This is a genomic window from Pseudomonas sp. NPDC088885, from assembly GCF_044750025.1.
Taxonomy (GTDB): Bacteria; Pseudomonadota; Gammaproteobacteria; order Pseudomonadales; family Pseudomonadaceae; genus Aquipseudomonas; species Aquipseudomonas rustica.
Window position 1 is genome coordinate 31,372 of record NZ_JBIVJB010000022.1, and the last position, 17,105, is coordinate 48,476.

The window sequence follows — 17,105 nt, forward strand, 5'->3', positions numbered from 1 at the left end:
GGCTTGCTCGCGAAAGCGGAGTATCAGTCGATATTTTCATATCTGATGTACCGCATTCGCGAGCAAGCCCGCTCCCACAGGGGATTTGTAGGGTGTCAGGAGTTTTTTAGGTGTAGCTGGCCGTTGTCGACTTTGACGGTGATCGCATCGTAACTGGCCAGCGTCGCGTGCTCGGTTTCAAGCGGATGTTGATGCGTCGTGGTGATGATCATCAACGACGCGCCCGCCGCTTCAGCGGCTTGAATCCCAACGGCAGCGTCTTCGAAAATCAGACAATCCACCGGTTGAAGGCCCAAGCGTTGAGCCGCCAGCAAGTAACCCGCCGGATCCGGCTTGCCCGCCTTCACATCCTCAGCCGTAATCATCACCGCAGGCTCGGGAATCCCCGCCGCCGCCATCCGCCGCAATGCCAGATCGCGCGGAGCCGACGTCACCATGGCCCAACGATCCTTTGGCAATTGATTGAGAAACGCCGCCGCCCCGGGAATCTCGACAATGCCTTCAACATCATCAATCTCTGCTGCGGTAATAAACGCCGCTTGTGCCTCCGCGTCCACGCCCGGCAGGTTCAGGCGATTGATCGTGTCGATCGCCCGCGCGCCATGAATGGTCGGCAGAAACGCCTCGACATCGACGCCATGGCGCACGGCCCAGGCAGACCAGATCCGCTCGGCGGCGGCGATGGAGTTGAGGACGGTGCCGTCCATGTCGAACAGGAACGCGCCGAACGCGCGATCGAAAAGATCATTGTGAGCAGACAAAGGGTCGCATCCTCTGGCAAGGGGCCGGGCAAATTTGCCCGGCAATGTAGCACTTGTCAGTGCAGACGCGGAGCCTTGGACTTGAAGGCACTCTCGACGCAATCGAGCAACTGGCCGATCGCCCAGGGTTTCTTGATGAACGCGACCGAGTGCTTGACCCCAGACGTCTCCGGCGTTTCATAACCGGACATGACCATCACCGGTTTGTCCGGCCAGCGATCGCCGACCAGGTTGGCCAGATCGGCGCCGTTGAGGGTGCCGGGCATGGTGATGTCGGTCAGCAATAGATTCACTTCCGGCGCGTGCTCGTCCAGATATAACTTGGCTGCGTCGGCGCTGCTATGCGGCTCGACCTTGAAACCTTCCTCCTGAAGAATTTCGCAAAGAAACTCCAGAATCAACGGATCATCCTCAACTACCAGAATCAACCCGCCAGGAAGGTGCGCGTCCGCCGTTGGTGATGGGCACATGAAACTGCACTCCCTGAATAGCATTAACGATTTAGCGGCTTGAATCCGCTGCTTATCTGGTATGAGCAGCGCGTTCTGTAGAAATTCATTTTTGATACAGGAGTTTTCCAAATGGTCGGATTGGCAATCCTGAGACAAACGTTCGAAGTGGCGTAATTGTGGTTAAAATGCCGGCCCATTTGCTTGCCGACCGTGACCGATGAACCCTGAAGCCCTCGCCACCCTCCACGCCCATTTGCTGCCGGCACTCGCCAGCGCACCGGGCGAAACCCGTCGCTTGTTTCATGGGCGCGGGCGTTGCTGGCCGGGTCTGGAACAGGTCACGGTGGACTGGCTGCAAGGCGTGGTGCTGGTGTCGCTGTTCAAGGAGCCGGCGCCGGAGCAACTGGAAGATCTCAAGCGTGTGTTGCTCGACATCACCGCTTCGGCCGAATGGCAGCAGTCCAAAGCGCACACGTTGCTGATCCAGCACCGTTATCTGCCGCAGAGCACCGCCGAATGGCTGTTGGGCGATGAGATCGATGAAATGACCATCGTCGAAGGCGGCCTGCAATACCGCGTCGACCTGGGCCGCAAGCAGAACGCCGGGCTGTTTCTCGACATGCGTTACGGGCGCAACTGGGTGCGCGAACAGTCCGACGGCAAGCGCGTGCTGAACCTGTTCGCCTACACCTGCGGTTTCTCCGTGGCGGCCATTGAGGGTGGCGCCAGCCATGTGGTCAATCTGGACATGTCCCGCGCCGCGCTCAGCCGTGGTCGCGACAATCACCGTTTGAATGGCCATGACACCGGCAAAGTCAGCTTCCTCGGCCACGACCTGTTCAAGTCCTGGGGCAAGGTGATCAACAGCGGCCCTTACGATCTGGTGATCATCGACCCGCCGTCGTTTCAGAAAGGCAGTTTTTTGCTGACCAAGGATTATCAGCGCGTGTTGCGGCGTCTGCCGGAGTTGCTGACGGCGGACGGCACGGTGCTGGCCTGCATGAATGACCCGGCGTTTGGTTCGGACTTTTTGATTGATGGCGTGACGCAGGAGGCGCCGAGTTTGCGCTTTGAACAGCGGCTGCAGAACCCGCCGGAATTTCCCGACATCGATCCCGAAAGCGGCCTGAAAGCCCTGGTCTTCAAACGCACTTCCTGACACACCACACATCCCCTGTGGGAGCGGGCTTGCTCGCGAAAGCGGTGGGTCAGCCAACATCTAATTAACTGACACACCGCTTTCGCGAGCAAGCCCGCTCCCACAGGGGGAATTGTGGGGTCAAAGAGTTGGTGGGCGCAGCACCAGTGCGAACAACTCACCATGTCCGGTGACATTGAGCTTTTGATAGAGATTGCGCCGATGCACTTTCACCGTTTCCGGCGAAATCCCCATCTGCTGGGCGATCGCCTTACTCGAGAAACCCTGCAAGATCAGCCGCGCCGTGTCGTTTTCGCGCACCGTCAGCCGCGCATCGAAGCGATCCAGCAACGTCGCCAGATCGCCGACCAGCACTTCAGCAACCGCCCCTTGCGGCGGCAATAGCTGCACATGCCGGCGCATCGCTGCCAGCACCCAGTCGCGCACACACAGCAGCCGGCCCTGCTCGGCCATTTCGAACGGCGTCGAACGGCCCATCGATAAGCCCAACACGCTGCCATCGACGTTGATCATGAATTGCAACTCATCCGCGCCCACCACCGAGCGGAAGTAGCTCTGGTAGTACTCGCTCTGCAAAAACTGGTCAGGCGCCACCGACGCCAGGCTGTGCAAGCCATCAACAAGTCCCGCCGAAGCGGCCTGATAAAACGGATCCAGCAAGTACATGCCGGCGGTGTAATCGGCGAGGTTTTCCTGTTCTTCGACAGCGCCCTTGCTGTCGATATCAATCAGCAATTGCGGCGCTTGGCCCGCCTTCATCATCGCGACCAAGGCGTTATCCATCGGCACCAGCAGGCGCAAGGTATCGACCAGCGCCCGCCAGAATCCGTCCTGCCCGACACAGGTGAAGACCCGCGCCAGACTTTGATGCACAGGCAATTCCTGCAACAACGCGTCCACGCTCTACCCCTTTTGTGTAACCCATGATGGGAATGGGTCAGGCGCGATCGGATCGATAGGCTGACCGCACTTGATCAACACCGGCCGCATTGGCCAGAAGTGCCGAATCATGCGGGGTCATCGGAGGGATATCAACCGGTGATCCAGAAAGTGAAACACCGCAAATCCCTGTGGGAGCGGGCTTGCTCGCGAAGGCGTCGTGTCAGGTGACACCTGCGTTGGCTGAGCGGACGCTTTCGCGAGCAAGCCCGCTCCCACAGGGTTTGGTGATCGGCTCAATATTTTTATGGAGAGACAGAAATCAATGAAACCTCGTGCCCGTGACCTCAACATCCGCATTGGCCAGATGCTGCCCGGCCCGCTCAATGCGATCACCGACGTGCCCGGTGTGCGTGTCGGCCACAGCAACGTGCGCGGTAAAAGCACGGCCGGTCGTGACATTTTCACTGGCGTCACCCTGATCGAACCGCGTCAGGGTTCGACCAACCAGCAACCGTGTTTCGCTGGCGTGCATGTGCTCAATGGCAACGGTGACGCCAGCGGTCTTGAGTGGATTCGCGAGGCGGGCTTGTTGACCAGTCCAATCGCCTTCACCAATACCCACAGCCTCGGCGTGGTGCGCGATGCGCTGATTGTGCTGGATCGTCAGCAGCAACCGGACGATGGCCGTCTCTACTGGAACATGCCGGTGGTGCTGGAGACTTACGACGGGTTGCTCAATGACATCAACGGCTTCCACGTCAAACCTGAACATGTCGCCGAAGCCCTGCACAACGCGGTCGACGGCCCGGTTGTGGAAGGCGCGGTCGGCGGTGGCAGCGGCATGATCTGCCATGAATTCAAGGGCGGCATCGGCACTTCGTCGCGGCGATTGAGTGCTGCGCAAGGCGGCTGGACGGTGGGCGCGATCGTCCAGGCCAACCACGGCATTCGCAACGAATTGCGGGTCGACGGTTACCCGGTTGGGCGCTTTATGGAACAGAAAGACTCACCGTTTTTGCGCGCCGCATTGCCGCATCCTGGTATGGGTTCGATCGTGGTTTGCCTGGCCACCGATGCGCCGCTGTTGCCGCATCAATGCACGCGTTTGGCGCAACGGGCGAGCCTCGGTCTGGCGCGCACCGGTGGCGGCAATGAGGATCACAGTGGCGACATCTTTATCGCTTTCGCCACAGGTAACGATCACGTGCCGCCGGCGGCTTATGAAGGCAAAGGTGCGGCGACGTGTGATGGCTTGCGGATGGTCAATAACGATCACATCAGCGAGCTGTTTCTGGCCGCCACCGAGGCGGTTGAGGAAGCGATCATTAATGCCTTGCTGGCCAGCGAGAGCACTGAAGGCAATGGCCATTCGGTTCAGGGGCTGGACGCACAAACCTTGCTCGCGGCCCTCGAAAAGGCAGGCTGGCCCGGCTCGCGATAACCCCACAAATCCCTGTAGGAGCTGCCGAAGGCTGCGATCTTTTGATGTTGTTTTTCAAGATCAAAAGATCGCAGCCTTCGGCAGCTCCTAGAGGGGTTATGTGAACATTTTTGTGCCGAGTTCGCGGGCTATTTGCAGTTGCACCTGCGGCTCGCGCAATTCTGACTCCGGCAGCAACGTCGAGCTCAGCACCGTCGCCCCGCTGTAATCGAAAATCCCGTGTTCAATCTGCGACTTCATCGCCGCACCGTAACCGTGGCGTTCATAGGTGCGTTCGTCCGCCCCGGCGAGTTGTACAAGGTGCACGCGCAAACGCTGCAGCAACTTCCCATGCTTCAAGTCACCCGCAAAATCGAACGCCCAGCCATTGCTGAATACCCGATCAATCCAGCCCTTGAGCAGTGCCGGCATCGACCACCAATACACCGGATAGACCAGCACCAACGCATCGGCGCGATCAATGCGTGCCTGTTCCGCCAGCACATCCCCCGGCGGCGAGGCCTCGCGATGATGCACGGCAAAATCCGCTGCGCCGAAACGCGGTTCGAAACCTTCAGCGTAAAGATCAGCGATCTCGAAGGTGTTGGCCGGATCGGCCTCGGTCAGGCCGGCAGCAATTTGTGTGGCAACGCTGTGGGTCAGTGAGCGCGGATCGTGATGAGCAACAACAATCAATGCGTGCATGGCAATTCTCCGGGTGGTGGGGCTGACCAAGGCCTATATACTCTTGGTAAGTTACGAAGCCTAAGTTACCTTTGGTATATAAACCATGTCAACTGATCAACTGACCGAACAGAATTCCCCCGCGCAACCGCGCAAACGCCTTTCCCGTGAGGATCGCCTGCGCCAGTTGCTCGATGTCGCCTGGCAGATCATCCGCGCCGAGGGCACCGATGCGCTGACCCTCGGCTATCTCGCCGAAAAGGCCGGCGTGACCAAACCCGTGGTCTACGACCATTTCGTCACCCGCGCCGGTTTGCTTGCGGCGTTGTACCGCGATTTCGATGCACGCCAGACCGTGGTGATGGACGCCGCGATCGCCGAATGCGAGCCGACACTCGTCGGCACCGCCTCAGTGATTGCCAAGGCGTATGTCGATTGTGTGATGTTTCAGGGAACGGAGATTCCGGGGATCATCGCCGCGCTGGCGAGCACTCCGGAACTGGAGAAAATCAAGCGGGAGTACGAGGCGATCTTCCTCGAAAAGTGCCGCCGCGACCTGGCGCCCTACGCTAATGGTGGACTGATTACCGCAGCCGCTTTGCGTGCAATGCTCGGCGCCGCCGAAGCGCTGTCGCACGCTGCCGCCAACGGTGAAATCAGCGCCGAGGACGCGATCAACGAGTTGTTCGCAACCATCATCGCAATGGTCGAACGCGCCGCTGTCAGGCTCTAGTGCAGGGTCAGTCGCTGACGGACAAATTCTTCCGTGTGGCGAGTGGTTTGATCCAGATGGCGATCGCGCTGCTTCTCGGCATCGAGCATCGCGCGCTTGCTGTTTTTCTGTAGCAGATACGTGTGAATCTGCTGCACTTCCAGTGAGCGGTAAATCGGCGTGGTGTCGATGAAACCGCGCAAGCCGTTGCTGCGGTAATGCCGGGTGCTCATCAGCACTTGAGTTTCACGCGAGCCGATCACCTCAAAGCCCAGCGCTTCGAAATACGGGACTTTGCCGACGGTGCAGCCCAGCTCCGCATGCGGATAACGGCCGAGCATTTCGCCGATCATCGCCCGCGCCACGCCTTGCCGCCGGTGCCCTTCGCGCACCGCCATGTAGGCGACGCTGCACGCTTCCCAGTCGCCCTGCACCGGCAGGTACAAAAGGAAACCGATCACCTGTTCCGGATCTTCATCGGCGGTCGCCACCAGCAACTCGACTTCGGTGCCCTTGTCGCCATTCAACGCTTCCAGATACAAATGCACCTCGTAGCCCACCGCGTACTGATACACGTTGTACAGCAGGTTGCTCGGGCCCAGGCCAACCGCGCTGATGTCGGTCAGGTAGTCGACGACCATTTGCAGAATCTGGCTGTTGACGCCTTCGGGGCATGGGGATTTGTAGTGGGTGATGCGAGGCATGGCAGCTGAACTCCGGCAGAAAACCGCGACATCATACCTTGTCCCTGCGCCAACCCCTGTAGGAGCTGCCGAAGGCTGCGATCTTTTGATCTTGTCTTTTAAAAACAGGATCAAAAGATCGCAGCCTTCGGCAGCTCCTACATTGGGAAAATCGGGGTATTACTGCTGCGGCGCCACCACTTTGATTTTGATCGCGATGTCCTTCGACACCACCGTGTCCGCCCACTCCCCCGCGCCGAGCCCAAACTCGTCGCGCTTGAGCAGCAGCTCACCGTCAAAAATGCCGATGGCGTTCTCCGGCTTCAATTCAACCGGCACCTGCACGTCGCGGGTAATGCCTTTGAGGGTGAGCTGGCCGGCAATCAGATAGCGGTTTTCGGCCACCTGGGTGAAATGGCTCGATTCGAACACAGCGACGGGGAATTTTTCCGTGTCGAACCACGCCGGTTTCACCAGTTCGGTATTGGCGTCTTCGCTGCCGGCATCGATGCTGGTGAGGTCGATGTGCAGCGTGGCATGGGCATTGGCGAGATTGTCGGAATCAAAGCTCAGCGTCGCCTCGAACTTGCCGAACGTGCCGTACATCCGCGAGCCCATCTGGTTATAGGTGAAGCTGATCTGACTGGCGGTCGTGTTGACCCGGTTGTATTCAACCGCCTGCGCAATCGGCACGGCGCACAGGCAAAGCGCGGCAGCGAGCAGCAATCGGATCGACATGGGATTCTCCGGGCAGCGCTTACCGTCGAGGGCCTCGATTGACTTAAGCAAACATCCGCCGGTTATGCCACCTCAGGTGCTTTCGATTGCGCCGCTGCCCTGCGAGGGCGCCGCCGTAGTTTTCAAACCCGCGCGTAGCTTGTGACGCAGTGCCAATATCGGTTTTTCGACGAAGTAATACGACACGCCGCTCAAGCCGAACGCGAGAACCAGAACCACTGTAACCATCTGCGCGTCATACGCCACCGGCCAGAACCCGCGCAGCAAGTACATCACCACAAAATGGTTGAGAAACACGCCATAGCTGATATTGCCGAGCAATTCGTCGACGCGGTGATACTTGAATCGCGTGAGCACCAACACCGCCGGAATCCCCAGCGCGATGCCCAGTGTGACCTCAGCATTGAACGGATGGCGCGTAATCACGCCGGTCATGATCGCCACAAACAACACGCTGGCCGCCACGGTGGTCAGCCCGGCGACGAGCAACCCTTTGGCCTGCGGGCGATACAAATAGCTGCCGCACAGAAAGATGAACATGACCCCCGGCAGCAGGCGATAGCCGTAGACATCGGTGTTGATGTAACCGAAACACGCCACCAGGAAAACACCGACCGACAGTACAAACGCCACACCGCGCAGCTTGAAAATCAGCAGAAACGGGAACACCAGGTAGAAGCACAGCTCAAGTCCCAGCGACCATCCGGCCGGGAGAATCCAGCTGCTGCCGAAGCCGAACATATAGAAGCCTAGCGGCAGCATCATCAGGCTGGTGAGAATGTTTTCAATCGTCAACTCGGCCGCCTGCGGCGTGCCGGGCAGCAGCCAGTCAATCACTGCACAGGAAGCGAGGAAATACAGCAGAAATTGCGGATAAAGCCTGAGCGCCCGGTCCAGATAAAACCGCCCGACGCTGGCCGTGGTTTTATAGTTGCGCTCGATCAGCGAAGTCATCACGAAGCCGCTGATGATCAGAAAGGAAATCACGGCGACCACACCGGGGTTGAGCCCCGCGAACGTCTTGCCCATATGTGAAACGGCTACCAGAACAGCCAACAGCAGTCGAAAAGCTCCCACTTACACCCTCGAACGTCCTTATATTTATGGCGCGTAAGCTACGATGCTTTCCCTGACATTGCCAGTAACAAAAAGGCTGACCCCACAGGACAACCCTTGCTCTCGTTCATCTCTCCACCCTGTGGGAGCGAGCTTGCTCGCGAAAGCGGTATATCTGCGGCAATGATGTTGAATGTGACCACGCCTTCGCGGGCAAGCCCGGCTCCCACAGGTTGCCATGCCCTGCACAGAATCTCGGACAAAACCAAAATCCCTGTGGGAGCGGGCTTGCTCGCGAAGGCGCGAGACCCGTCAACCGAGCATCAGGATCAAACCATCCGCTCGATCTTCTGATGCTTCCACACCAGTTTGTAATACAGCGTCTGCAACACCAGCATCCCCAGATACGCCACCGGAAACGCCATCCACACACCCTGCAAACCGTACTGGCCATCAAGCCAGTACGCCGCTGGCAACTGCACGCCGACCACACAAATAATCGCAATGATTACCGGCACCAGCACTGTGCCACTGGCGCGCATGATCCCGCCGATGATCGCCTGGAAGCCAAACACCAGCAGGCTCCAGAGCATGATGTGCAGCAGATGCTCGGCCATCGCCCGGGTCGAGTCTTCGGTCAGGAACAAGCCAAGCAACCAGTGCGACAGCAGGTAACCCAGCACAATCAAACCACCGGTCAGGCACACGTTGATCAGCAGACCCGTGCGCAGAATCGGCGCCATGCGCTCCAGACGCCCGGCACCAATCGCCTGTGCGCCCAGAATCGACGCAGTGATCGCAATCGACAACGCCGGAAACTGCACGTAGTTGACGATCTGCGTCACCGCGCCATATGCCGCCGTCGCCTGCGAACCGTGCTGGTTCACCAGCGCCAGAATCACCAGTTCCGACAACGACAGAACAATCATCTGCACGCCGGTCGGCAGGCCGATGCGCAGCACCTTGCCGAGGATTGCACCGTTGAGCCGCAGCGCCGCAAAAAACTCCCGATCCGGCGCCAGCGGATGGCCCTTGCGGATCAAGCGCCACGCCAGCCACGCCATCGCCGCGAGGTTACCGGCGAGGCCCGCGTACGCCGCACTTTGAATGCCCAGTTGCGGCAGGCCAAACCAGCCGCGAATCAACGCCGGGGTCAGCGCCAGACCCACACTGGTCGAGACGATCAGCGCCAGCAGCGGCGACAACGTGTCACTCACCCCACGTAGCAACTGGGTGAACAGCACAAACACCAACATCGACGGCAGAATCCACATCATCACGTGCGCGTAGGCCACCGCATCGTCCAGCACATCCGCCGGCGTGCCCAATCCGGTCAACGCCTGCCGCGCGAACACACTGCCGAGCACCGCCGCGATCAAACCAATCAGCACACCCAGCAACAACGTTGCGCCGGCGATGGCTTTAACCATGTGCGGCTCGCGCGCGCCCCACGCCTGACCGATCAACACGCCCGCGCCCGCACCAAGGCCGATGACCAGCGCGATAAAGAAGAAGATGATCGGAAACATCCCCGACACCGCCGCCAGCGCCTGGGTGCCGAGCATCTGGCCGATGTAAATGCTGTTCACCGTGCCCGACATCGACTGCAGAAAATTCGACAACACCATCGGGGCGAGGAACAACAAATACGTTTGCCAGAGGGGTTTGGTGACGGCTGGGGTTTGCATGGGGCAGGAGGTCCATCTCGACGGCAGGAAGGCTTAAGGAGGATAGCTTCGATGAGTTGTCGGCGGGGCGCAATTAACATTTAAGCTTCGTGTTTAATTTCGCCCTGAAGCGATGCCGGAGTCTGTGGTAAACAACACTCCACCCATTGTTCGTGATTGAGATTTTGCTCATGCCGCACGTTCCAAATCTGCTGACCAGCGCCCTCCTCGTTCTTCTCGCCGGCAGCGCTTGCGCCGCCACGCCCAGCGCTGCTCCCGAAGCCTTGAAGCCGTTGTTGATGACGTTGAACGAGCGCCTGAACATCGGCGATCTGGTAGCGCTGACCAAGTGGGACAGCGGCAAGCCGATTCAGGACAGCGCGCGTGAAGCGCAGGTGATTGCCAATGCGCGCACGCTGGCCGCCGAGCGCAAACTCGATGCTGAAGACGTGGCGCAATTGATTGCTGCGCAAATGGAGGCCAATAAACTGGTGCAGTACGGTTTGCTCGCACAATGGCAAGCGGCGGGTGTGGCGCCGGACACTGCACGCCCGGATCTGGGCAAGCAGATTCGGCCGCGACTGGATGAGCTGCAGAGCCGATTGTTGCACCAGTACGCTGATTTCGCGCCTTACCGTCGGGATCCGAATTGTTCGAGCTGGCTGGCGGAGGCGCGCAAGGGGTTGGCGCAGGATGCGCTGCATGAGTTGGCGTTGATGCGGAGCACCGGTGAATTGTGTGTGCGGGCGGCGAGGTAATAAAGTCAAAAGATCGCAACCTGCGGCAGCTCCTACAAGGGTCAGCGACGGGTCTGACAAATCCTGGCGCAAGTGACGACTGGCGGTCGGTCGATCATTGCGCATACCATCCGGCCACAACTTCAAAACAGAATCCGCTCGCCCATGCTCAAAGCCAGTCTGCGTAGCCATCTCACTCTTTGGTTTGCCGGTTTATCCCTGCTGACGCTGCTGAGCGTGGGTTTCTACGTCGGTCATATCGCCACCGAGCAGATGAAACAGGCCAGCGGCAATGCGCTGCTGAGCACCGCGCGCTCGGCGGCGGCATTGCTCGGCGAACAGTTGCGCGAGCGGCAACTTGAGGTTTATTTGCTCAGTCGAGCGCCGCATCTGGAGCGCGGCGATCTGGACAACCCGGCGATTCTCAAGTCGATGCAGTTGCGCACCCAGGCCCGTGCCGAATACGCGTGGATGGGCGTGGCCGATGCCGAGGGCCTCGTGCATCAGGCCGTCAATGGGTTGCTCGTCGGTCAATCGGTGCAGCAACGGCCGTGGTTCCAGGCTGGTCTGCGCAATGAGTACACCGGTGATCCGCACGAAGCCGTGTTACTCGCCAAATTGCTGCCGGGATTGCCGAATGGCGAACCGTTGCGCTTCATTGACTTCGCCGCGCCGATTCACAACGCCGAGGGCCAAGTGATTGGTGTGCTGGGGGCTCACGCACACTGGAGCTGGGTGACGCGGATTGTCGAATCGGCAGCGGTGTCGCACAAGGATTCGGCGCCGGATCTCGAAGCGCTGATCATCGATCATGACGGTAAAGTGCTGTACCCGGAGGCGTTGATGGGCCAACAGGTCGCGGCCAACGATCCGAACTCGCCGGGCTGGACGGTCGGCGATGGTTATCTGACCAGCCGTGTGACCGTACCGACACCGTCGAGCACTGCATTGTCGTGGTCGATTGCTGTGCGCCAACCGCTGGACACGGCCCTGCAACCGGCGCGCCTGCTGCTCTACAAACTGTTGCTGTTGGGCGTGTTCGCGGCAATCGGTTGTGGCTTGGTGGCGTACTACTTGGCGCTGTACCTCAGCCGCCCGATTGAACAACTCGCTCGCTCGGCCAAACGCGTACAGAACAATCAGCCCGGCGCACACTTCCCGCTGCAACATCCGGTGCAGGAGATTGCCCAGCTCGGCCAGTCGATCGATGCGATGACGCAATCACTGCTCGGCAAAGAACGTCAGTTGCAGGAGGCCAATGCCTCGCTGGAAGCCACCGTCGCGCAGCGCACGGCGGCCCTCACCCAAGCCAACGCCGAATTGCTCAGTCTGGCGACCCACGATTCCCTGACCGGCGTTTTCAACCGTCGTCGCTTCGACGAAAAGCTTACCGAGTACAACCTGCTGTTCCGCCGTACCGGCCGCCCGTTTGCCTTGCTGCTGATCGACGCCGATCATTTCAAACGGATCAACGACACCTACGGCCACGCCATCGGCGATGACGTGCTGGTGCAACTGGCGCAACTGATTCGCGAGAGCACCCGCAGCACCGATTTCGTGGCGCGCTACGGTGGTGAAGAGTTTGCGGTGTTGTTGCCGGAAGTCGCGCAACCGGATACCCCGGAAGTGGTCGCCGAGAAAATCCGCACAGCCATCGCCAACGCGCATTTCCCTCATGTCGGCAACATGACCGTCAGCATCGGCATCGGCCTGGCGGATCCGGCGGACAACAGCCAGACCCTGCTGATCAAACGCGCTGACCAACAGCTGTACCGGGCAAAAGCCGCCGGGCGTAACCAGATTGCCTGATCAGCCCTGCTTCACTTCGCAGATCCCGTTGGCCTTGTTCTTCCCGGTGTACGACACCCCCGGTGAACCATCGGGATTGATGCTCAGCGAAATGGTCACGCCCGCGCCTTTGGCCTCGAAATAGTTGTCGTTGAATTTCTTCAACTTGGCTTCCTTGCCATTGATGTAGATCGGCCCGCCCTCATCCGCGTGAACTTCGATCTTGCCCGGGCAAGTGGCATTGAACATCGGGATGCCAGCGTGGGCCACTGATGCGATGAGCAACAAAGGTGCTGCCAGCAACAAAGATTTCATGGAAAGCTCCTTGGTTTCGGCGACATGCCGAGCTGTCAGCAATAACCCAAAATCGTCCATCCCACCAGTGTCACCGTTGTCGCGGGGTGTCAGGTATTGGTCTTCAACTTCGTCCACAACCGCGTCGTCAGCCGCGCAATCGCTGCCGGCAGTTCTTCGACGGTGAACAATTTGTCCATCACTTCTTTTGGCGGATAAATCGCCGGATCGCCGATCACGTCCTGATTGAGAAACTCATTGGCCGCCGCATTCGGATTGGCGTAATGGATGCTGTTGCTGATGTTGGCAATCACCTTCGGTTCGAGCAGGTAGTTCATGTAGGCGTAGCCGTTCTTTTCATGCGGCGCGCTTTTCGGCATGACCATCATGTCGAACCATAATGTCGTGCCTTCGGTCGGGATCGAATAGGCGATGTCGATGCCGTTTTTGGCTTCCTTGGCGCTCGCCGCTGCTTGAACAATGTCACCGTTGAAACCGATCACCGCGCAGACGTTGCCGTTGGCCAGGTCGCTGATGTATTTCGAGGCGTGGAAATACTGAATGTACGGGCGGATTTTCAGCAAGGCCTGCTCGGCTTGTTTGTAGTCGGCTGCTTCGTGGCTGTGCGGCGGCAAGCCGAGGTAGTTGAGGGTGATCGGCAGCACCTGTGTCGGGTTGTCGATGATCGCCACACCGCACTGGCTCAGTTTCTTGATGTTCTCTTCGTCGAAAAACATCTTCCACGAGCGGGTGATGTCGGTGTTGCCGAAGATCGCTTTGATTTTTTCGACGTTGTAGCCGATGCCGGCCGTGCCCCACATGTACGGGTAGCCGTACTGATTACCTGGATCGTTGACTTCGAGTTTCTTCATCAACACCGGGTCGAGGTTTTTCCAGTTCGGCAGTTGCGACTTGTCGAGTTTCTGGATCGCCCCGGCCTTGATAAGTCGCGAGAGAAAGTGGTTCGACGGGCTGACCACGTCATAACCGGTGTTGCCGGTCATCAACTTCGACTCCAGCACTTCGTTGCTGTCGTGGATGTCGTAAGTGGTCTTGATGCCGCTGGTCTGGGTGAAATTGGCCAGCGTGTCCGGGGCGATGTAGCTGTTCCAGTTGGAAATATTGACGGTTTCGTCGGCACAAGCGGCCGCCGACGTTGCAGCGAGGGCGATCGCCAGGGTGAGCGTATTGATGCGCATGTTCTATCACCTGAAAGGAAGTGGCTTTTGTTCTTCTGCGGTACGCGGATTTTCAGATTTCTGTTCTGGCCCTGACCGCCTCCACGCGCATGCGAAGCATGGCACCGATGTCGAAGAAAGGACGCGGCGGCAACCAGCCGGGTTCGGCGCGCTGCATCACTGATTGCAACAGTGGCGAGTCAACGCCCGAGGCCAGTTCTGCCAGCAGTCGGCCCCACAAGGTTCCGCGCGCAACGCCGGAACCGTTGCAGCCCGCCACGGCGTACACGCCCTCTTCCACCCGGTCGAAATACGCCTGACCGCTGCGGGTAGCGCTCAAATGACCGGTCCAGGTGAATTGAATGTCGCGCTCGTCGAGGAAGGGAAAACGCCGCTGCAATCCAAGTACATGATGCTGGCGACGTTGCGCTAGTGCGCCGTTGGACAGGTCGCGCGTGCGGTATTCGGCGGTGTTGCGGATCATCACGCGGCGATCCGGGGTCAGGCGCACGGTGGCGCCGAGCGGCCGGGTCGAGAGCACGCCCCACGGCTCGACCGCGCCAATCGCCTGAAACTCGTGATCGGTCAGCGGCCGCGTCAGACTGGCGCTGAGCTCCATCGGGAATGTGCCGCTGTCGTTGATGCCGACCCGAGGAATAAACGCGTTCAGGCACACCAGCACTTTCTTCGCTTCAACGCTGCCGTTAGCCGCGTTGGCGCGCAGCCCGCCCTGACTCAGACGCTCGACACTGGCGATGTCGGTGTCCTCATACACGGTGATGTTGCCCGGCAGTGCGTTGAGCAAACCTTTCACATACTTGGCCGGTTGCAGCAGCGCATTGCCGTGGCCACACCAGATCGCGGCGGCGTAGTGACGGGTACCGAGCTTTTGCGCCAACTGTTCGCCCTGCAGAAATTCGGCCCGGGCACCGAGCGCGCGCAACGTCGCCAGTTTGGCCTCGACATGATCAAGCTTGGCCGCGTCGTTGACCGCAAAGTAATAACCGCTGTCGCGAAAGTCGCACTCGATGGCGTGCTGGCCGATGCGCTGACGGACTTCTTCGCTGGCCGCCCGGGAAATCATCGTGTCGGTTTCAAATCCGGCAAACCCGGCGGTGCCGATCAATTCACTGTGCGCCGGGTGTTCATGAGCAACGACGAACCCCGAGTTACGCGCCGACGCGCCTTGCGCCGCGCGCTGCCGGTCGACCACCACGATGCGCGCCTGCGGGTGCATGTCGGCGAGCGTGTGTGCGGCACTGAGGCCGGTAATGCCGGCGCCAATCACCAGCCAATCGGCCTTTTGCTCGCCACTCAGGCGACCGCGCTCCGGCGAATGGCCAGCCTGCGCGATCCAGCCGCATATGTTTTCCATGCATCACCTCATAGGACTGTCGTTCAACGGCTTGCTTGTGCGTAAAGTGCATGCGTGAATCGCATGGACACCTTGAGAAGATCGCCGCCAGAGCTAGAATCTATAAGGTCTTCGTCAGACCGACCAACGTTATAAAATCATCGAGCCATTCTGAAATCGCATGGATAAAATTCGCTACGTACCGTCCCTTCAGGCCATGCAGGCACTGGTCGAAGTCGCCGATTGCGGCAGCTTCACCTTGGCGGCGCAGAAGCTGTGCCTGACCCAAAGCGCAGTCAGTCGGCAAGTTCAGCAATTGGAGGGTCACTTCAATGTCGCGCTGTTTATCCGCACCAGCCGCAGCCTGCGCCTCACCGCAGAAGGCGAGCAGGTGCTGGCCAGCGCGCGCAGCATTCTTGAACAACTGAAAAATCTCGAAGAGCGCCTCGCCCCACAGGAGCGGCCATTCCGCATCCGCATGCACGTGTCACTGGCGGTGCGCTGGCTGCTGCCCAAACTCAGCGACTTTTACCTCAGCCATCCCGAGGTTTCCTTGGCGATTGAAACGGTCGCCACCGAAGTGGTTGAGCCGGCCAGCGACAGCGACGCGTACATTTTGTATCTGCCGCAAGCGACCAGCGACCCGGCGTATCTGACGCTGTTTGAAGAAACGCTGGTGCCGGTGTGCGCGCCCAATCTGCCGGGCGCACCGCGATCAGTGGACGAGTTGCAGCGTTTTGCCTTGCTGCATCGCTCGGCTGATCGTCAGGCGTGGTTCGAATGGCTGGCGGCGAATAATGGAAAACCGCTGGAGGATTACCGGCACATCCCGTTCAACCTCGATGAGTTGGCACTGGATGCGGCGGCGCGCGGGTTGGGCGTGGCGGTCACTGACATGACGCTGGCGGCGGAGTCGCTGGAGCGTGGCGTGTTGGTGGTGCCGTTCGGCCCACCGCTGAAAACCGGCGGCATTTATTCGCTGTGCTTGCAGCCGTCAGCGGCGACGCATCCGGCGTGTGCATCAGTGATGCAATGGTTCACCAAACAAACCCTCAACCCACAATCCCCGTAGGAGCTGCCGAAGGCTGCGATCTTTTGATCTTGCCCTTAAAAAACCAGATCAACAGATCGCAGCCTTCGGCAGCTCCTACAGATGTTCCGAGAAGGTCTGCAGGTAGGCGAGCAAGTTGTAGAGTTTCTCTTCATCGCTCAGGCCCCAGAAAATCATCCGCGTGCCTGGCACCACGCCTTTCGGGTCTTTGAGATACGCCCTCAACGTGTCGGCATCCCAGGTCACGCCGGAGTTTTTCATCGCGTCGGAATAGACGTAATTGGCTGAAGTACCGGCAGGCCGACCGACGATGCCGTTGAGTTCCGGGCCAAAACCGGGGCGGGCCGACTCACCGACCTGATGGCAACCACCGCACAAACGCGGGAAGATTTTTGCCCCCGCTTCAGGGTCGCCGGCGGCTTGGGCAGTTGAACAGGTGGCGATCAGGCTCAAGGCCAGGGACAGTAAGGCAGTGGTTTTCATCGAACG

At 59.5% G+C, this 17,105-nt stretch carries 18 protein-coding genes; 6 read left to right on the forward strand and 12 right to left on the reverse strand.

Features of this window, described 5'->3' with window-relative positions; translation table 11 throughout:
* Positions 1 to 95 precede the first annotated feature (95 nt).
* Together ACIP1X_RS12240 and ACIP1X_RS12245 are read right to left on the reverse strand one after the other, a co-directional pair.
* Complete coding sequence (locus ACIP1X_RS12240; RefSeq protein WP_400752332.1) at positions 96 to 761, reverse strand: HAD family hydrolase; 666 nt, start codon at positions 759 to 761, stop codon at positions 96 to 98.
* 56 nt (positions 762 to 817) lie between these two features.
* Entirely contained in the window at positions 818 to 1,231 is a 414-nt protein-coding gene (locus tag ACIP1X_RS12245) for a response regulator (RefSeq protein WP_053121513.1), read from the reverse strand.
* Between the two features lie 199 nt (positions 1,232 to 1,430).
* Here ACIP1X_RS12245 and ACIP1X_RS12250 point away from each other — a divergent pair, with 199 nt between their 5' ends.
* Positions 1,431 to 2,372, forward strand: coding sequence for a class I SAM-dependent methyltransferase (locus ACIP1X_RS12250; protein WP_400752335.1), 942 nt, complete (start codon positions 1,431 to 1,433; stop codon positions 2,370 to 2,372).
* 120 nt (positions 2,373 to 2,492) lie between these two features.
* Here ACIP1X_RS12250 and ACIP1X_RS12255 read toward each other — a convergent pair whose 3' ends face one another.
* Positions 2,493 to 3,272, reverse strand: a complete 780-nt coding sequence (locus ACIP1X_RS12255) for a LuxR C-terminal-related transcriptional regulator (protein ID WP_400752337.1) — start codon at positions 3,270 to 3,272, stop codon at positions 2,493 to 2,495.
* A gap of 304 nt (positions 3,273 to 3,576) precedes the next feature.
* Between ACIP1X_RS12255 and ACIP1X_RS12260 the strand changes: the two genes are divergently transcribed.
* Entirely contained in the window at positions 3,577 to 4,695 is a 1,119-nt protein-coding gene (locus tag ACIP1X_RS12260) for a P1 family peptidase (RefSeq protein WP_400752339.1), read from the forward strand.
* A gap of 96 nt (positions 4,696 to 4,791) precedes the next feature.
* On the opposite strand, the gene ACIP1X_RS12265 is transcribed toward ACIP1X_RS12260, so the two are convergent.
* Complete coding sequence (locus tag ACIP1X_RS12265; protein ID WP_400752342.1) at positions 4,792 to 5,379, reverse strand: NAD(P)H-dependent oxidoreductase; 588 nt, start codon at positions 5,377 to 5,379, stop codon at positions 4,792 to 4,794.
* 85 nt (positions 5,380 to 5,464) lie between these two features.
* Here ACIP1X_RS12265 and ACIP1X_RS12270 point away from each other — a divergent pair, with 85 nt between their 5' ends.
* Positions 5,465 to 6,091, forward strand: a complete 627-nt coding sequence (locus ACIP1X_RS12270; RefSeq protein ID WP_400752345.1) for a TetR/AcrR family transcriptional regulator — start codon at positions 5,465 to 5,467, stop codon at positions 6,089 to 6,091.
* On the opposite strand, the gene ACIP1X_RS12275 is transcribed toward ACIP1X_RS12270, so the two are convergent.
* From ACIP1X_RS12275 to ACIP1X_RS12290, 4 genes are all read right to left on the reverse strand, one after another.
* Positions 6,088 to 6,774, reverse strand: coding sequence for a GNAT family N-acetyltransferase (locus ACIP1X_RS12275; RefSeq protein WP_053121525.1), 687 nt, complete (start codon positions 6,772 to 6,774; stop codon positions 6,088 to 6,090). The genes ACIP1X_RS12270 and ACIP1X_RS12275 overlap by 4 nt on opposite strands.
* Positions 6,775 to 6,933: 159 nt before the next feature.
* Positions 6,934 to 7,491 (reverse strand): YceI family protein, encoded by a 558-nt coding sequence (locus ACIP1X_RS12280; RefSeq protein ID WP_400752347.1) that lies wholly within the window; start codon positions 7,489 to 7,491, stop codon positions 6,934 to 6,936.
* A gap of 72 nt (positions 7,492 to 7,563) precedes the next feature.
* A complete protein-coding gene (locus tag ACIP1X_RS12285) occupies positions 7,564 to 8,568 on the reverse strand; it encodes an acyltransferase family protein (RefSeq protein WP_400752349.1) in 1,005 nt (334 codons plus the stop codon).
* Positions 8,569 to 8,876: 308 nt separating this feature from the next.
* A complete protein-coding gene (locus ACIP1X_RS12290; protein WP_053121529.1) occupies positions 8,877 to 10,235 on the reverse strand; it encodes an MATE family efflux transporter in 1,359 nt (452 codons plus the stop codon).
* Positions 10,236 to 10,405: 170 nt separating this feature from the next.
* On the opposite strand from ACIP1X_RS12290, the gene ACIP1X_RS12295 reads away from it, so the two are divergent.
* Positions 10,406 to 10,972, forward strand: coding sequence for a chorismate mutase (locus ACIP1X_RS12295; RefSeq protein ID WP_400752352.1), 567 nt, complete (start codon positions 10,406 to 10,408; stop codon positions 10,970 to 10,972).
* Positions 10,973 to 11,116: 144 nt separating this feature from the next.
* Positions 11,117 to 12,760, forward strand: a complete 1,644-nt coding sequence (locus tag ACIP1X_RS12300) for a diguanylate cyclase (RefSeq protein ID WP_400752355.1) — start codon at positions 11,117 to 11,119, stop codon at positions 12,758 to 12,760.
* Here the strand turns inward: ACIP1X_RS12300 and ACIP1X_RS12305 are convergent, their stop codons facing one another.
* The 3 genes from ACIP1X_RS12305 to ACIP1X_RS12315 form a co-directional block, all read right to left on the reverse strand.
* Positions 12,761 to 13,054, reverse strand: a complete 294-nt coding sequence (locus tag ACIP1X_RS12305; RefSeq protein WP_400752358.1) for a hypothetical protein — start codon at positions 13,052 to 13,054, stop codon at positions 12,761 to 12,763.
* A gap of 89 nt (positions 13,055 to 13,143) precedes the next feature.
* Positions 13,144 to 14,232, reverse strand: a complete 1,089-nt coding sequence (locus ACIP1X_RS12310) for a polyamine ABC transporter substrate-binding protein (protein WP_282358069.1) — start codon at positions 14,230 to 14,232, stop codon at positions 13,144 to 13,146.
* Between the two features lie 52 nt (positions 14,233 to 14,284).
* Positions 14,285 to 15,586 (reverse strand): NAD(P)/FAD-dependent oxidoreductase, encoded by a 1,302-nt coding sequence (locus ACIP1X_RS12315; RefSeq protein WP_400752361.1) that lies wholly within the window; start codon positions 15,584 to 15,586, stop codon positions 14,285 to 14,287.
* A 160-nt stretch (positions 15,587 to 15,746) separates the two neighbouring features.
* Between ACIP1X_RS12315 and ACIP1X_RS12320 the strand changes: the two genes are divergently transcribed.
* A complete protein-coding gene (locus ACIP1X_RS12320; RefSeq protein WP_400752364.1) occupies positions 15,747 to 16,637 on the forward strand; it encodes a LysR family transcriptional regulator in 891 nt (296 codons plus the stop codon).
* Positions 16,638 to 16,712: 75 nt separating this feature from the next.
* Here the strand turns inward: ACIP1X_RS12320 and ACIP1X_RS12325 are convergent, their stop codons facing one another.
* The gene (locus tag ACIP1X_RS12325; protein WP_400752365.1) at positions 16,713 to 17,099 is read right to left on the reverse strand and encodes a c-type cytochrome; all 387 of its coding nucleotides are present in this window, start codon (positions 17,097 to 17,099) and stop codon (positions 16,713 to 16,715) included.
* Positions 17,100 to 17,105 lie beyond the last annotated feature (6 nt).

Excerpts from the sequence above, each read along its gene's own strand:
- ACIP1X_RS12245 (WP_053121513.1), bottom strand. The coding sequence starts at position 1,231 with ATGTGCCCATCACCAACGGCGGACGCGCACCTTCCTGGCGGGTTGATT.
- ACIP1X_RS12250 (WP_400752335.1), top strand. The coding sequence starts at position 1,431 with ATGAACCCTGAAGCCCTCGCCACCCTCCACGCCCATTTGCTGCCGGCA.
- ACIP1X_RS12260 (WP_400752339.1), top strand. The coding sequence starts at position 3,577 with ATGAAACCTCGTGCCCGTGACCTCAACATCCGCATTGGCCAGATGCTG.
- ACIP1X_RS12265 (WP_400752342.1), bottom strand. The coding sequence starts at position 5,379 with ATGCACGCATTGATTGTTGTTGCTCATCACGATCCGCGCTCACTGACC.
- ACIP1X_RS12270 (WP_400752345.1), top strand. The coding sequence starts at position 5,465 with ATGTCAACTGATCAACTGACCGAACAGAATTCCCCCGCGCAACCGCGC.
- ACIP1X_RS12275 (WP_053121525.1), bottom strand. The coding sequence starts at position 6,774 with ATGCCTCGCATCACCCACTACAAATCCCCATGCCCCGAAGGCGTCAAC.
- ACIP1X_RS12280 (WP_400752347.1), bottom strand. The coding sequence starts at position 7,491 with ATGTCGATCCGATTGCTGCTCGCTGCCGCGCTTTGCCTGTGCGCCGTG.
- ACIP1X_RS12290 (WP_053121529.1), bottom strand. The coding sequence starts at position 10,235 with ATGCAAACCCCAGCCGTCACCAAACCCCTCTGGCAAACGTATTTGTTG.
- ACIP1X_RS12295 (WP_400752352.1), top strand. The coding sequence starts at position 10,406 with ATGCCGCACGTTCCAAATCTGCTGACCAGCGCCCTCCTCGTTCTTCTC.
- ACIP1X_RS12300 (WP_400752355.1), top strand. The coding sequence starts at position 11,117 with ATGCTCAAAGCCAGTCTGCGTAGCCATCTCACTCTTTGGTTTGCCGGT.
- ACIP1X_RS12305 (WP_400752358.1), bottom strand. The coding sequence starts at position 13,054 with ATGAAATCTTTGTTGCTGGCAGCACCTTTGTTGCTCATCGCATCAGTG.
- ACIP1X_RS12310 (WP_282358069.1), bottom strand. The coding sequence starts at position 14,232 with ATGCGCATCAATACGCTCACCCTGGCGATCGCCCTCGCTGCAACGTCG.
- ACIP1X_RS12315 (WP_400752361.1), bottom strand. The coding sequence starts at position 15,586 with ATGGAAAACATATGCGGCTGGATCGCGCAGGCTGGCCATTCGCCGGAG.
- ACIP1X_RS12320 (WP_400752364.1), top strand. The coding sequence starts at position 15,747 with ATGGATAAAATTCGCTACGTACCGTCCCTTCAGGCCATGCAGGCACTG.
- ACIP1X_RS12325 (WP_400752365.1), bottom strand. The coding sequence starts at position 17,099 with ATGAAAACCACTGCCTTACTGTCCCTGGCCTTGAGCCTGATCGCCACC.